Here is a 14036-nt window from a genome sequence, read left to right as displayed (position 1 = left end):
GGTTAGTCGCGCTCGACGGTGTCGATACCAGCTTTCATGTAGAAGTTACCTTCTGGAACATCGTCCCATTTGCCGTCGAGGATCTCACCAAAGCCTTTTACTGTGTCTTCGATGGAAACGAGTGCACCAGGAACGCTTGTGAAGATTTCCGCCACGAAGAACGGCTGGGTAAGGAAACGCTGCAATTTACGAGCACGGAATACGCTCAGCTTATCCTCGTCGGAAAGCTCGTCCATACCGAGAATTGCGATGATGTCCTGAAGATCCTTGTAGCGCTGAAGAACGAGCTGAACACCACGTGCAACGCGGTAATGTTCTTCTCCTACAACATCCGGGGACAGGGCCTTGGATGTGGAAGCGAGTGGGTCAACCGCAGGGAAGAGTGCTTGCTCCGCGAGGGAACGCTCAAGAACAACAGTCGCGTCAAGGTGGGCGAAGGTGTTGGCAGGAGCCGGGTCGGTAAGGTCATCCGCAGGGACGTATACCGCTTGAATGGAAGTAATGGATCCTTTGTTGGTGGATGTGATCCGCTCCTGAAGGGATGCCATTTCTTCGGAAAGTGTCGGCTGGTAACCAACCGCGGAAGGTGTCCGGCCGAGAAGCGCGGAAACTTCGGAACCCGCTTGGGAGAAACGGAAGATGTTATCGACGAAGAGGAGAACGTCCTGGCCTTCTTCATCACGGAAGTATTCCGCCATTGTAAGTGCGGAAAGAGCAACACGGAGACGAGCGCCCGGAGGCTCATTCATCTGTCCGTAGCAAAGTGCTACTTTGGAACCTTCAGCAGCAAGAACAGGATTACCTGCACCATCGAGCTTCGGATGACCGTTTTCGTCTTTCTCAGTGGCGATAACGCCGGACTCAATCATTTCCCAGTAAAGGTCATTACCTTCCCGGGTCCGCTCACCCACACCGGCGAATACGGAGAAACCACCGTGAGCAAGTGCGATGTTGTTGATGAGCTCCATGATAACCACGGTCTTACCAACACCAGCACCACCGAAGAGACCACCTTTACCACCCTTTACCAACGGGCAAATAAGGTCGATGACCTTGATACCTGTAGGAAGGATTTCCTCACTTGCCGATTGGTCGGTAAGTGAAGGAGCGGGACGGTGAATCGGGGAACGATGGTTCTCGTCTTCAAGAGGCTTGTTTTCGTCAACCAGTTCACCGGTAACGTTGAAGATACGTCCAAGAACTTGCTTACCAACAGGAACGGCGATCGGCTTGCCGGTATCTGTGAGAGTCATTCCACGCTTGAGACCATCCGAAGTTGACATCGCAACCGCACGAACCCAGCCGTCGCCAAGGTGTTGCTGGACCTCAAGGACCAGCTTTGTTTCCACGTCGTTGAGAACGTAGTTGATTTCGAGGGCGTTGTAGATTTCCGGCAGTTTGGTAGCCTTGGAGAAATCAGCGTCGATAACGGCGCCAATGATTTGGACAATAGTTCCTTGGTTGCTCATGGTGGATAAGTGGGGAGTGATCAGTTAGCGGTGATCGTAGGTTATTGAGAGGTTAGGTCGGTAAGATGTGAGGTTTGAAAATGGAGAGAGATTCGGAAAACGATCACTCCATGGCTTTCATCGCGGTTGTGATTTCCAGAAGCTCGGCTGTAATCGCGGCCTGGCGGACTTTGTTGTATTGCAGTGTGAGTTCCTTGATGAACTTCTTCGCGTTGTCTGTAGCAGCTTTCATTGCCACCATACGTGCGGAGTGCTCTGTAGCGCGGGACTCAAGCAATGCCTGGTAAACCTGGAAGTTCACATAGAGTGGCAGAATCGATGCAAGAACCTCTTCCGGAGAAGGCTCGAAAAGCGAATCGGAACAATCGCCATCGATCGCACCTGAATCAGCTGTTTGATCCGGCGGTGTGACCGGCAAAAGCTGCATGACCTCGGGAACCTGGGTGAGAGTGTTTACAAACCGTGTGTATACGATTGAAACTTTATCACATTTACCATCGGTAAACTGCTTGGTGAGAAACGCTGCAATCGCACGTGCATCGGCGAAAGGGACCGGATCATTCACGGAATAGTCCGCAAGGATGGTCTTTTCCGTTTTCTCGAGCATTACCCGGAGCTTACGTCCAACCGTAACGTATTCCGCATCTTTCGATGTGGATGCGCGCATTTTCTTGGCAACGTTTGTATTCAGCGGTCCGCAAAGACCCTTGTCGGTCGAAACCACAAGGACCAATTCACGGTTACCCTCACGCACTTCGAGAAGAGGATGACTGGCTTCCTCTGAAAAGTTCGTGCTGATATCACTGAGAACAGCATTCAACTGACTTGCGTAATCACGACCAGCCATCGCCTGATCCTGTGCCTTTTTCATCTTGGCGGCAGCAACGAGCTGCATCGCGCGGGTGATTTGCGCGGTGTTTTTCACCGATTTGATACGGCGACGGATGTCTCTGAGGTTGGCCATGTTTTCCTGAGGAAAAGATTAAAGGTTACTTATTGATGGTGATGGAAAAAGATTACCGACCTTCCGCTGTTTAGCCTTCGGTCGGTAATCTTATCAAAATTTACTTCCAGGAAGCCTTGAAGTCGTTGAGTGCTTGTTTCACTGCATCGACCATGGTCGCGTTCTTCTTAAGGTCCGGATTTTCGTTGCGGATCTTGTCGAGTAGCTCGCCCTTACGTGTGTTGAAGAATTCACCCATTGCATCTTTGCATGAGCCAATGTCCTTCACTTCAACATCGTCGAAGAAACCATTCTGCATCGCGAAGAGGTAGATGGCCTCAAGCTCCATTGCGAGTGGGGAGTATTGGTTCTGTTTGAAGAGCTCAACAATACGTGCACCACGCTCGAGTTTCTTCTTGGTGGAGGCGTCCAGATCGGAACCGAACTGAGCGAAGGCCTGGAGCTCACGATACTGAGCAAGGTCAAGCTTGGTAGTTCCGGCAACGGATTTGATCGTTTTGGTTTGCGCTGCTGAACCTACGCGGGATACAGAGAGACCAACTGAGATCGCCGGGCGGATACCTTGATAGAAAAGGTCTGTTTCAAGATAGATCTGTCCGTCGGTGATGGAAATCACGTTGGTCGGAATGTATGCGGAAACGTCACCTGCCTGGGTCTCGATGATCGGAAGCGCAGTGAGGGAACCACCACCGGCTTGCTCTGAAAGACGAGCGGAACGCTCAAGGAGGCGGGAGTGAAGGTAGAAAACATCGCCCGGATACGCCTCACGTCCGGAAGGACGGCGAAGAATCAGGGAAACCTGACGGTATGCAACAGCGTGTTTAGAGAGGTCATCGAATACAATGAGGCAGTCCTGACCTTTATCCATGAGATACTCGGCAATCGAGCAACCTGCATATGGAGCGAGGTATTGCATGGCTGCAGCATCCGAAGCGGATGCGGAAACGATAGTTGTGTATTCCATCGCGCCAGCTTCTTCGAGGGTCTTCTGGATCCGTGCAACGTTGGAGAGCTTCTGGCCCACGGCAACATAGATACAATACATCGGCTTGAAGTCCTTCAACTTACCTTGCTCAGCAGCTTTGTTTTGCTGGGCTTGGGAGATGATGGTGTCAACAGCGATAGTTGATTTACCAGTAGCACGGTCACCAATGATAAGTTCACGTTGTCCACGGCCGATCGGCACCATTGCATCGATAGCCATGATACCTGTCTGAACAGGAACGGAAACAGATTTACGCTTGATGATACCCGGAGCGATTTTCTCCATTGGGTAGTATGCAGCGGCAGCGATTTCACCTTTGCCGTCGATAGGATTTCCAAGTGCGTCAACAACGCGGCCGAGGAGTGCCTCACCTACTGGAACGGAGAGAAGCTTGCCTGTGGTCCGGCAGCTAACACCTTCGGTGACCGCTGTGTAGTCACCGAGAAGAACGACACCCACTTCGCTCTCCTCAAGGTTGAGTGCCATGCCGGTAACACCGCCATCGAACTCGATCATTTCGTTGAGCATGACGTCGGAGAGTCCTTCGACGATTGCTACACCATCACCGACTTTACGGACGGTGCCGGTATTGGTTTTCTCGACGCTCGAGCTAATGCCGGCGATTTGTTGTTCGATGTCCTGGAGGATACTGCTCATTTTGGGAAGTTTGCTAGTTGTCGGAGTTCTTCAGTTTTGGCTGAAATAATTAAAATGCTTTTGAGAGGCGGTCGAGGCGACCCTGAACCGAACCGTCGAATACATCATCGCCGACCTGAATTTTCAGACCGCCGAGAAGCTCCGGGTTGGTGGTGTATGAAATTGAGAGATTATTGCCGTAGTCCTTAACAAGGCCGGACTCCACGCGCGCTCTGGATGCGGAATCGAGTTCAGCGGCGCTTTGAACGGTAACTTCGCGGCTCTTTGCATCAATGCGGGTGAGGCGATGAATTGCGGCAAGAATAGCCTGATAATCCCGTGGCTGTGCCGCGATGATTTTTGAAACCAGATCGCGCAGCTTGTTTTCATCAAGCTGGCCGTTCACCTGGCAAAGGCCGAACAAGCGACGGGCTGTGGCTGCAGCGACTTTGGAAATCTTCATCTTGGGAATTCTTGACTAGAAAATAATGGAACCAGCTTAGTTGCTGACTTTGGAGAGAGCCTCTTCGTTGATACGTGTCTGATCTTCTGAAGTGAGGACCTTACCTGTGACCTGGGAAGTGGTAGCTGTAACTAGACGGCCGAATTCACGCTTAAGTTCAGCGGAAATGCGCTCGCGATCTGCGTTCCCGGCAGCTTCTGCCTTGGCAAGAATTTGCTGGGCCTGAGCGATAGCTTCTTGTGATTTTTGCTCGGAAAGTGCGGCAGCGCCTTGTTTTGCCTCGGTAACCAAACGAAGAGCTTCTTCGTTTGCCTTGGCGATAGCTGCTGCTGTGGTTGCCTCAGACTCGGCAAGTTGCTTTTCAATACGCTTGAGCTTCTCTTCACCCTCGGCGATGCGAGTGCGACGCTGCTCAAGCATCTCTTGAATCGGGCCGAATGCGAATTTCTTCAGCACAAGGATCACGAGAATGAAGTTTACCAGCTGAGCGAAGAAAAACGGCCAGTTGAAACCAAAGGTCTCTTGGATTGTTTCAAATGTGCCTGGCTCGGTAGCCGCTGCGAAGATGGTCATCATACTCGGAAGTGTTTAAGTAAACTGTTGGGAGAAAAGTCTGAAGAAAAGAGAGAAAGTGCGCCGGGCGGAGAAATATCGCGCCCGGCGCAAATGAATTATTTAACAGCGAACGCGGAGAGGATGAATACACCCTCGATAAGCGCTGCAAGAATGATCGAAAGAACAAGGATCGGAGTAGCTGCACCTGGGTTACGGCCAGTTGCTTCAGCTGCTTTTGCGCCGAGGATAGCGATACCGAGAGTTGCGCCGATAGCTGCAAGAGCAACGTGGAATAATGGAAGTGTCATTTAGTTTGTTTAGTTTGTGTTGGTGTTTTCGGAATTCCCACAATCTTTGCCATGGTCAAATTCGCGAAAGTGTAGAAAGGATTAGTGTGCGTGATCTTCGTCACCATGGTCACAGATCAACTTAAGGAAAATCGCACAGAGAAGAGTGAACACGAGCGCCTGGACAAAACCGACGAGGAGCTCCACGAAGTAGAAAGGAAGCGCTGGCATCCATGAGATGAACATCTGCAGCTTGCTAGGAATGAGCGCCATGAGGGCCTCGAGAGTCTGCTCACCACCATAGATATTACCATAAAGACGGAAGCTTAGAGCAACCGGACGGATCATAATCGAGATCACCTCCAGAAATCCTACGAAGAGGAAGACAGGAACCATCAAAATCAGGATAAGCCCTCCGAAATTACCCTTTGGAGCAAAGATGTGACCAAGGAAACCTTTGATACCGTTTTCAGTAACAGCCCAATAAAACCAGAGTATTGCGAATGTGATCGCCATAGCAGCGGTAAGATTCAAATCAGCATTCGCACCACGGAGAAGTGACAGCCAGCGATGATTACCTTCCGCATCGTATTGATGCCAACCGATCGTTCCAACTCCTGGAATCAGACCCATCCAGTTGGAAACAAGGATAAAGAAGAAGGTGGCACCGAAGAACCAAAAAGTTTTTTTGATCATATGCTCACCGATCAGACCCTCGAGGAAATCATATAAAGCCTCGACAACCCACTCGGCAAAGTTTTGAAGACCGGCAGGAACCAGGGACATCTTCTTCGTCGCAAGGCGACAGAATAGAACAATGATACCAACAGCCCCCCATACCATGATCATGGAGTTGGAAATAGGTAGAAACGGATGAAGTGGATCCGCGTTCAGCGGCAAAGCATGATGCTCACCTTCAGCCCCGTAAGCGGAGGCTAGGCACAAGATCCAGAAAGTCAGAATAGGTCGAAGGAAACGCATCATGTGAGTTGTCAAAAGGGCGATGGGCACGGGTGATACCGATACCCCTCTACCACCGCAAGGCTATTTGTGAAAAAATTCACAAGGCTTCTCCCTCACCCTTGGAATTACTGGATTTCTTCGAAAATCTTTGTTCATCTTCGATTCTGGAATTCTTCACCGGGTTAACTTCTTTCCGAAGATAATCAGTCATAGATCATTGATCATATACCGAGTGGATGCCCCACGACGACTCCGGTCTCATCCACGTTTGAGAGAAAGGAAAATTCCAAAGCATAGTTTGCCGGATACAAAGAATCCAGCGTTCCACCAGGATATACGAGACTGTCAGCTCAGCCTCCCGCCCAACCCATCGGAGAAATCATGAATAATTTCCCGTCGAACCACCGCAGGTAACTAAAGACCACCAAATCCAGTCCGCGTTCAAATTTTCACGAAGATACACATCAAAAATCCAACCGGAGAATCGAAAAAAGCCCGCCAAGTCAAGTGATTGCTAAGAAAAAATCATACACACATATGCAGCTTTTCCCTTGCAATGATCCGCTGGTCTTACCAAAACCCTTTTCGCCATGAACAAAGCAGAACTAGTAGAATCCATCCAGAAGTCCCTCGGAGCAGACGCAACAAAACGCTCCGCTGAAGAAGCCCTCGACGCTGTTCTTTCCTCGATCGCCTCCGGCGTTAAGAAAGATCAGAAGGTCCAGATCATCGGTTTCGGAACTTTTGAGGTCAAAAAGCGCGCTGCCCGTCTCGGCCGCAATCCAAAAACAGGAGAAGCACTCAAAATCGCTGCATCAAAATCAGTCGGTTTCAAACCTTCTTCCGTTCTCAAAGGAAGCCTCTAATACCAATGCGGATTTCCGCACGGTATTAACCAACTTTTGAAAACCTAAGAAGCCCCGGTCGTTACGACCGGGGCTTTCTTTTTGAATGGTGACTGATTGTGGATCTGAGGATCAGAACCAAGGCTTACGTCCGATCACATAAGTGGATACGAATTCGTTGTCGGTCTTGGTGAGATAGAGGATTCCCTCAACCAACCCCACGATACCTACAGCCAATGTAGGAAAACCGCAGATGAAGAGCCCCACCACGCCGACGATCAGCATGATGATACCCTCTTTCTGGTAACCCAGATAAAATTTGTGGACACCGAATGCACCGAGAACGATCGCGAGGATGCCACCGATGAGCTTTTTGTCAGTTTGCTCTTTGGAATACTGACCTGCAGGCGGGGGTGTTGGTGCTGCGGCTGTAGTTTCAGCGGATGGCGGAGGTGTCTGGGGTGCGGATGATTCTGGAGTAGGAGATTCTTCTGACATGGTGATTGTGAATTAGCGAATCAGCACGTATTTAGCAAGAAGCAAGCCAATATGAAACCAAGAATCACCCTCGCCGAAACAACACTCCCGGACGGCAGCCAATTGCAGCTACAAGAGCACGACGAACGCCGTTACCTCATCGTACACGGGCAACAGATTTGTGGCCCTGCCACCCGTGCGTCCGAAGACGAACTCGCGAAACTTGCTGCAAACCCCTTCCGTCCGGCTAGGCAGCCTAAGATATGGTTGGTTGGGCTCGGTCTGGGAAACATGCTCGAAGCAATCATCCGTGAGCTTCCGCAGAAGCGCGCTACCTACACCGTCGCTGAGAACCGCCTGGAGCTGACTGAATGGAATGATGAGTTTTTCCCGAATACACCTCTTAAAGATCCACGGGTGATACTCGAAAGCGACGTCGGCCCAGGAGCCCTGAATAAGCAATCAGGTATGCTGCATGCCATTCTCATTCACGTGGACTCCGCTCCACTGGGCTCCCGCCAAAAACTGTTGGTAAATGATAAACGCTGGGTTTCCGCAACCTTCGAAGCCCTGCAACCGGGAGGTCTCCTTGCAATTGCCTCCACCCAGAAAATGCCCCATCTCAGCCGAAATCTGGAAAAGGAAGGCTATGAAGTCATCGAGCATCTCGTTCCGTCCTCACCAATGGCCAAGAAACCACGTCTTCTCCCTATCTGGCTGGCCCGCAAGTCCCGCGATCTTGCTTGAGGCTCGGAAACCATGTAATTATCGGGTTCCTACCTAATTTCCATTATGCTGCTTCTAAACCGCTTCATCGCTCTCGCACTGATCACCAATGCCGCTGCGGACGAGCTGAGCCTGAAGAAAAAAGATTTCTTCATACTTCACAGCTTTTCCGCGACCGCTTTGCCGGCGAAAAGCACTCCAATCAAGTTGAAGCCGGAAGAATGGACGAGCTACAGGATTTCCTCGATCAAAGGACACTCGGCGGCAGTGAAAAAAGGAGATTCACTCATTTCATATGAGAGCGAGGAAATCAGCCGTAAAATAGCTGATTCTATTGCGGAGCTGTCCACCAAGGACCTCCAGCTTCAACAAGCGGAAGCAGATCTCGCCACCTTGCAGAAAACCATCCCCCGCCGCCTTGCCCACCTCAAACGCAGTGCTGAGCAAGCAATGGAAGAGCTGGATTACTTCAACAAGACCTCTCGCAAATCCTCTGAAGAAGCGGCGGAGGTAGCCCTGCAACAGCAACAGCAAATGCTGGCGTCCACCAAAGAAGAGCTAAAACAACTGCTCCAGATGTATGAGGCAGACGACATCACCGAGGAAACGGAGGAGATCATCCTACAGAACCAGAGAGACTCAGTGGAATATGCCGAGTTCATTCTCCGCAGGGAAAAGCTGAATTATGAGAGAGCTATTGAAGTCTCCATTCCTAGGAAAGCCATCTCACTGGCGGAAGCCCGTGACAACGCAGCCCTTGAACTTGAGTCGGGCAGCAATGATCTCCCGCGTTCGCTCGAGCTCAAAAAGCTCGAAATAGCAAAGCTCCAAACCGATCTTCAGAGAGCCAGCAAATTACTGAAAGATCTCCAGAATGATAGAAAAACGTTCGAACTGGAGGCTCCGTCAGACGGCACATTTTATTACGGATCCATTGAAGCTGGAAAATGGACCACCGGAGAACTTGTGAAAAACCTGAGAATCGGGGGTTCTCCTCCGCTTGGGCAACCCTTCGCTACATTCATTCCCTCCAGCGCCAGCCTCGAAGCTCATGCATTTCTCGATCAAGCCACGACGCTTGCCCTCGGACCGGGTGCCAGCGGAACAGCCAGTCTGGATGGAAGCCCTGAAATCAATATACCGGTAAAACTAATGAGCCTCGATTCCAGCCCGGGTGTGGACGAGAAATACCATGCGGTATTCGACATCACATGGCCCAACGGCCTGAAAACCGCGCCGGGGCAGAATCTCGAAGTGCAGCTCATCTCCTACTCCACTGAAGACGTGATCGCCGTGCCTACCAACGCCCTCACCTTTGGCCCCCAGGGGTGGTCAGCGGAGGTCAAGCTGGCCGACGGCAAGACTGAGCAGCGACCGGTCACCAGAGGAAAATCTTCGAAAGATGAAACTGTAATCACCGGCGGCCTGGAAGCCGGCCAGGTGATTATCGTTCCATAGCAGCTGAAAAGGACCGGTAGCGGCCCTTTTCAGCTGCTACCTGAGAAGGTTCCACCCTGTCACAAGCGCTTTCAGACCCGCCATCTCGATGGAGGAGTCCACACCAGACCCCCACAGTAGCCTTCCGTCCTCGTGCTGGAGCTGCACATAGGCAGCAGCACTAGCATCCGAGCCACCACGCACCGCATGGGAGCGGTAGTCGGCGATTTTGAAATCCTTCTGGCCGATTTTTTCAAGAGCATGCACGAAGGAATTGATCGGCCCATTGCCGTCTCCATCGATCTCGTGCATCTCCCCGTCGATTGAGATCTTTGCCTTACAGCGCACGTCTCCGCCGGAAGGGTTATGAATCAACTCATATTCCACGACCTTAAGATGCGTTTCCACATTTACAAAATACTCGAAGAAAGCCTCGCGGATCTCATCGATTTCAAGCTCCCGTCCCCGCTCATCGGCAAGATCGTAAATTCGCTTACCAACCTGTGGATGCATGGTTTTCGGCAGGTCGAAGCCGTGCTCACGGTCCAGAACATAGGCCACGCCGCCTTTTCCTGATTGGGAATTAATACGGATCAGCGCCTCGTAGGAACGCCCGATATCCTGCGGATCAATTGTCAGGTATGGCACTCCCCACGGGATTTCCCAATCGGCGCCGGTCTCTTTTCTCCTCCGGTCCAGCCCCTTCTTGATCGCATCCTGATGGCTACCCGAAAATGCGGTGAACACCAGCTCACCACCATACGGTTGACGCTCAGGCACAGTCAATCTGGTGAATTTTTCATACTGCAGGCGGATTTCGTTCAGCTCGGAAAAATTCAAGCCCGTAGGAATACCGTGGCTATTCATGTTCAAGGCGACGGTCACGATATCGAGATTTCCGGTCCTCTCACCGTTTCCGAAAAGAGTTCCTTCCACGCGATCGGCTCCTGCCATCAATCCGAGTTCGGTTGCAGCCACACCGGTTCCGCGGTCGTTGTGGGTGTGGAGTGAAAGCACCACCGAATCACGCCGATTCAGGTTTCTACTCATCCACTCGATCATATCCGCGTGAACGTTAGGAGTAGCCCACTGGACTGTGTCCGGCAGGTTGATGATCATTTTCTTCTCCGGCGATGGCTGCCAGATATCTATTACGCCGTTGCAGCACTCTAGGGAGAAATCCAGCTCTGTGTCTGAAAATGATTCCGGGGAATATTGCAGCACCACTTCTGTTTCAGGAATCGTCGGCACCAGCTCTTTCACCAGGTTCGCTCCATCCAGAGCAATCTGCCTGATGGATTCGCGGCTCGCACCACTGAAGGTAATCTCGCGCTGGAGCGGTGAGGTGGAGTTATAAATATGCACGATCGCGCGCTTTGCTCCCTTGATCGCCTCGAAGCTGCGGCGGATCAGTTGCTCACGTGTCTGCACCAGCACCTGAATGGTCACGTCCACCGGGATTCTGTTTTCCTCGATCAATCGGCGGCAGAAGTTGAACTCCGTATCCGCGGCAGATGGGAAACCGATCTCGATTTCCTTGAAACCGATTTTCACCAATAGATCGAAAAACTCCAGTTTCTCCTCGATTGACATCGGCTGCGGGAGAGCTTGGTTTCCGTCACGGAGATCCACCGAACACCAGATAGGCGTGCGGATAATCGATTTGTCCGGCCATGTACGGTCGGCCAACGGGATCGCCGGGAACGGGCGGTATTTGGAAAGTGCTTTCGGGTCCATTTGTTTTCAGGAAAAGGCAGAAATCGCCACTGCCCAAAGGAGCAGGAACCAATCACGGAAGTAAAGGGCGGATTAGAGTCAGGCTACGGCCCCGCAAACTTTGCACAACCTTGCAGATCGATACCATCCGCCGTAAAAACAACCACGCCATGCCCGCAGATTACCACACACACACACCTCTCTGTAAACACGCTACCGGCGAGCCAGAACAATACGTCGCCGCCGCCATCGCCGCTGGGCTGGATGAATACGGCATCTCCGATCACGCACCCTGCCGCCCGGAGCCTTTCGATGACTGGCGCATGCTCGAGAGCGAACTTCCCGATTATTTCCAATGGATCGAGCGCGCCAAACAAGCCGCCGGAGACAAAATAGAAATCCGCGCCGGGATGGAATGCGATTGGATCAAAGGTTGTGAACCCTTCATCGGGGAACTCTCAAAAAAATACGATTGGGACTACCTCATCGGCTCCGTCCATTATCTAGGTAGCTGGGATTTCGATAATCCAAAGTGGCTCGGCAAATGGGCCGAAACCGATGTCGACGCAGTCTGGACCGAATATTGGAAAACCTACGCGGAAATGGCCGAAAGCGGCCTCTTTGACATTCTCGCCCACCCGGATCTGGTGAAAAAATTCTCCTATGCCCCCGAGGGCGATCTCGACCGATTCTACGATCCCGCAATCGAAGCCATCGCCGCAAACGGATCCGTGATAGAAATCAACACCGCCGGCCTGCACAAGCCCTGCGCCGAAGCCTACCCCGCCCCGCGCTTCATCGAGCTTGCGCGCTCCGCCGGCATCGGTCTCGTCATTTCCTCCGATGCACACGCTCCGGCCGAAGTTGCCCGGGATTTCCCCTTTGCTCGTGAACTGGCAAAAGCCGCCGGTTATCGGGAAACGCAGAAATTCAATAAGAGATCCCGCACCTCGGAGCCCCTGTATTGATTGCAATTCTGAACTAACAGCCATTCGCGATTGAATCTTTGCTCTCAGAAGATTGGAATGCCGCATGAAAGCCTATCACGACCTCCTCACTGACGTTCTGGAAAACGGAGAGGAACGTGGCGACCGCACCGGCACCGGCACTCTTTCACTCTTCGGCCGCCAATCGCGCTACGATCTCCGCGAAGGCTTTCCCTGCCTCACCACGAAGAAACTTCACCTCCGCTCAATCATCCACGAGCTCCTCTGGTTTCTCAAAGGCGATACAAACATCGCCTACCTCAAAGAGAACAAAGTTACCATCTGGGACGAATGGGCCGATGAAAATGGCAACCTCGGCCCCGTTTACGGCAAGCAATGGCGCGCCTGGGAAAGCCCGGACGGAAAGATCATCGACCAAATCTCCCAGCTCGTAGACGGGCTCGTGAACAACCCTCATTCCCGCCGTCACATAGTCTCCGCATGGAACGTAGCCGACGTCTCGGAAATGGCCCTCCCACCCTGCCACCTCCTCTTCCAATTTTATGTCCATGATGCCAAAGAAGGAAGAAAACCCGGCCTCTCCTGCCAGCTCTACCAGCGCAGCGCAGATCTATTTCTAGGCGTTCCATTCAACATCGCCTCCTACGCGCTTCTCACACACATCGTCGCCCAAGTCTGCGGCTATGAGGCGCGTGAATTTGTCCACACATTCGGCGACCTGCATCTTTACCAAAACCACCTGGATCAGGCAAAACTCCAGCTCACCCGCGAGCCACGCCCTCTTCCCACACTCCACCTCAATCCTGATGTGACGACAGTAGACGGCTTCAGCTTCGATGACATCCGCCTCGAAGGCTACGATCCGCACCCGACCATCAAAGCCCCCATCGCCATTTAAAATGTCCCGCCTAATCGCCGTAGTCGCCATGGACCCGAACCGCCTCATCGGCGCGAACGGCTCTCTCCCATGGCACCTCCCGGAAGACCTCGCCTTTTTCAAGAAAACAACCGTAGGTAACCCAATTCTCATGGGCAGAAAAACCTTCGAATCCATTGGGCGTCCATTACCAAAGCGGAGAAACATCGTGATAACCCGCGATGAGAACTGGAGTCACCCGGGAGTCGAGGTCATCCACAGCCCCGGGCAGATTCCTACCGATGAACCACAGATCTTTCTCATCGGCGGAGCTGAAGTTTATAAGGCGCTCACCCCACTCATTGATGAGTGGCTAGTCAGCCACGTGAAAAAGGCCTATCAAGGCGATACACACCTCGCACATTTCGAGGAAAATTTCCCGGAAATCGAGACAATCGAAGAACACGGTACCTTCATCGTAAAAAAATATCTCCGCTCCTGATAAAATTTCAAACGCCGATCTTGACGAAAACCTCCGCGCATGGTTCAAAGCCCCTCGACCAAAACTGATTCACGGAACGGTGGCTGAGTGGTCTAAAGTACTCCCTTGCTAAGGGAACGTAGCTCAAAAGGCTACCGAGGGTTCGAATCCCTCCCGTTCCGCCATTTTAAGCCCGCATTTCTGCGGGCTTTTTGTTTCTTAATGATGC

15 protein-coding genes and 1 tRNA gene are annotated in these 14036 nt (G+C 52.0%); 7 read left to right on the top strand and 9 right to left on the bottom strand.

Going from position 1 to position 14036, the window contains the following annotated elements:
* Positions 1–2: 2 nt before the first annotated feature.
* The 7 genes from atpD to atpB all read right to left on the bottom strand — a co-directional run bounded on the left by atpD (position 3) and on the right by atpB (position 6343).
* Complete coding sequence (gene atpD, locus AAGA79_RS01210; RefSeq protein ID WP_411826959.1) at positions 3–1469, bottom strand: F0F1 ATP synthase subunit beta; 1467 nt, start codon at positions 1467–1469, stop codon at positions 3–5.
* A gap of 103 nt (positions 1470–1572) precedes the next feature.
* Positions 1573–2433, bottom strand: a complete 861-nt coding sequence (gene atpG / locus AAGA79_RS01205) for an ATP synthase F1 subunit gamma (protein WP_411826958.1) — start codon at positions 2431–2433, stop codon at positions 1573–1575.
* Between the two features lie 100 nt (positions 2434–2533).
* Positions 2534–4075 (bottom strand): F0F1 ATP synthase subunit alpha, encoded by a 1542-nt coding sequence (gene atpA / locus AAGA79_RS01200; protein ID WP_411826957.1) that lies wholly within the window; start codon positions 4073–4075, stop codon positions 2534–2536.
* A gap of 49 nt (positions 4076–4124) precedes the next feature.
* Entirely contained in the window at positions 4125–4517 is a 393-nt protein-coding gene (locus tag AAGA79_RS01195) for a FoF1 ATP synthase subunit delta (protein WP_411826956.1), read from the bottom strand.
* A gap of 36 nt (positions 4518–4553) precedes the next feature.
* Positions 4554–5093, bottom strand: coding sequence for an ATP synthase F0 subunit B (locus AAGA79_RS01190; protein WP_411826955.1), 540 nt, complete (start codon positions 5091–5093; stop codon positions 4554–4556).
* Between the two features lie 95 nt (positions 5094–5188).
* Complete coding sequence (locus tag AAGA79_RS01185; protein WP_411826954.1) at positions 5189–5380, bottom strand: ATPase; 192 nt, start codon at positions 5378–5380, stop codon at positions 5189–5191.
* 81 nt (positions 5381–5461) lie between these two features.
* Positions 5462–6343 (bottom strand): F0F1 ATP synthase subunit A, encoded by an 882-nt coding sequence (gene atpB, locus AAGA79_RS01180; RefSeq protein WP_411826953.1) that lies wholly within the window; start codon positions 6341–6343, stop codon positions 5462–5464.
* A gap of 569 nt (positions 6344–6912) precedes the next feature.
* On the opposite strand from atpB, the gene AAGA79_RS01175 reads away from it, so the two are divergent.
* Positions 6913–7188 carry an HU family DNA-binding protein gene (locus tag AAGA79_RS01175; RefSeq protein ID WP_411826952.1) on the top strand — a complete coding sequence of 92 codons (276 nt, stop codon included), beginning with the start codon at positions 6913–6915 and terminating at the stop codon, positions 7186–7188.
* A 111-nt stretch (positions 7189–7299) separates the two neighbouring features.
* Here AAGA79_RS01175 and AAGA79_RS01170 read toward each other — a convergent pair whose 3' ends face one another.
* Positions 7300–7665 carry a TM2 domain-containing protein gene (locus tag AAGA79_RS01170; RefSeq protein ID WP_411826951.1) on the bottom strand — a complete coding sequence of 122 codons (366 nt, stop codon included), beginning with the start codon at positions 7663–7665 and terminating at the stop codon, positions 7300–7302.
* A 51-nt stretch (positions 7666–7716) separates the two neighbouring features.
* Here AAGA79_RS01170 and AAGA79_RS01165 point away from each other — a divergent pair, with 51 nt between their 5' ends.
* Positions 7717–8391: a hypothetical protein gene (locus AAGA79_RS01165; RefSeq protein ID WP_411826950.1), complete on the top strand. Its 675-nt coding sequence runs from the start codon at positions 7717–7719 to the stop codon at positions 8389–8391.
* Between the two features lie 45 nt (positions 8392–8436).
* Positions 8437–9828: a hypothetical protein gene (locus tag AAGA79_RS01160; protein WP_411826949.1), complete on the top strand. Its 1392-nt coding sequence runs from the start codon at positions 8437–8439 to the stop codon at positions 9826–9828.
* 36 nt (positions 9829–9864) lie between these two features.
* On the opposite strand, the gene leuA is transcribed toward AAGA79_RS01160, so the two are convergent.
* Complete coding sequence (leuA, locus tag AAGA79_RS01155; RefSeq protein WP_411826948.1) at positions 9865–11544, bottom strand: 2-isopropylmalate synthase; 1680 nt, start codon at positions 11542–11544, stop codon at positions 9865–9867.
* A 110-nt stretch (positions 11545–11654) separates the two neighbouring features.
* On the opposite strand from leuA, the gene AAGA79_RS01150 reads away from it, so the two are divergent.
* The 4 genes from AAGA79_RS01150 (at position 11655) to AAGA79_RS01135 (ending at position 13992) form a co-directional block, all read left to right on the top strand.
* Positions 11655–12491 carry a histidinol-phosphatase gene (locus AAGA79_RS01150; protein ID WP_411826947.1) on the top strand — a complete coding sequence of 279 codons (837 nt, stop codon included), beginning with the start codon at positions 11655–11657 and terminating at the stop codon, positions 12489–12491.
* 64 nt (positions 12492–12555) lie between these two features.
* The gene (locus AAGA79_RS01145; protein ID WP_411826946.1) at positions 12556–13368 is read left to right on the top strand and encodes a thymidylate synthase; all 813 of its coding nucleotides are present in this window, start codon (positions 12556–12558) and stop codon (positions 13366–13368) included.
* A 1-nt stretch (position 13369) separates the two neighbouring features.
* Positions 13370–13828: a dihydrofolate reductase gene (locus tag AAGA79_RS01140; protein ID WP_411826945.1), complete on the top strand. Its 459-nt coding sequence runs from the start codon at positions 13370–13372 to the stop codon at positions 13826–13828.
* A 73-nt stretch (positions 13829–13901) separates the two neighbouring features.
* Positions 13902–13992 (top strand) — tRNA-Ser (locus tag AAGA79_RS01135).
* Positions 13993–14036 lie beyond the last annotated feature (44 nt).

This window comes from Luteolibacter sp. AS25, from assembly GCF_046736275.1.
Lineage (GTDB): Bacteria > Verrucomicrobiota > Verrucomicrobiia > Verrucomicrobiales > Akkermansiaceae > Luteolibacter.
The sequence above is the reverse complement of the archived record's forward strand: the minus strand, read 5'-3'. Positions and strand labels throughout refer to the sequence as shown.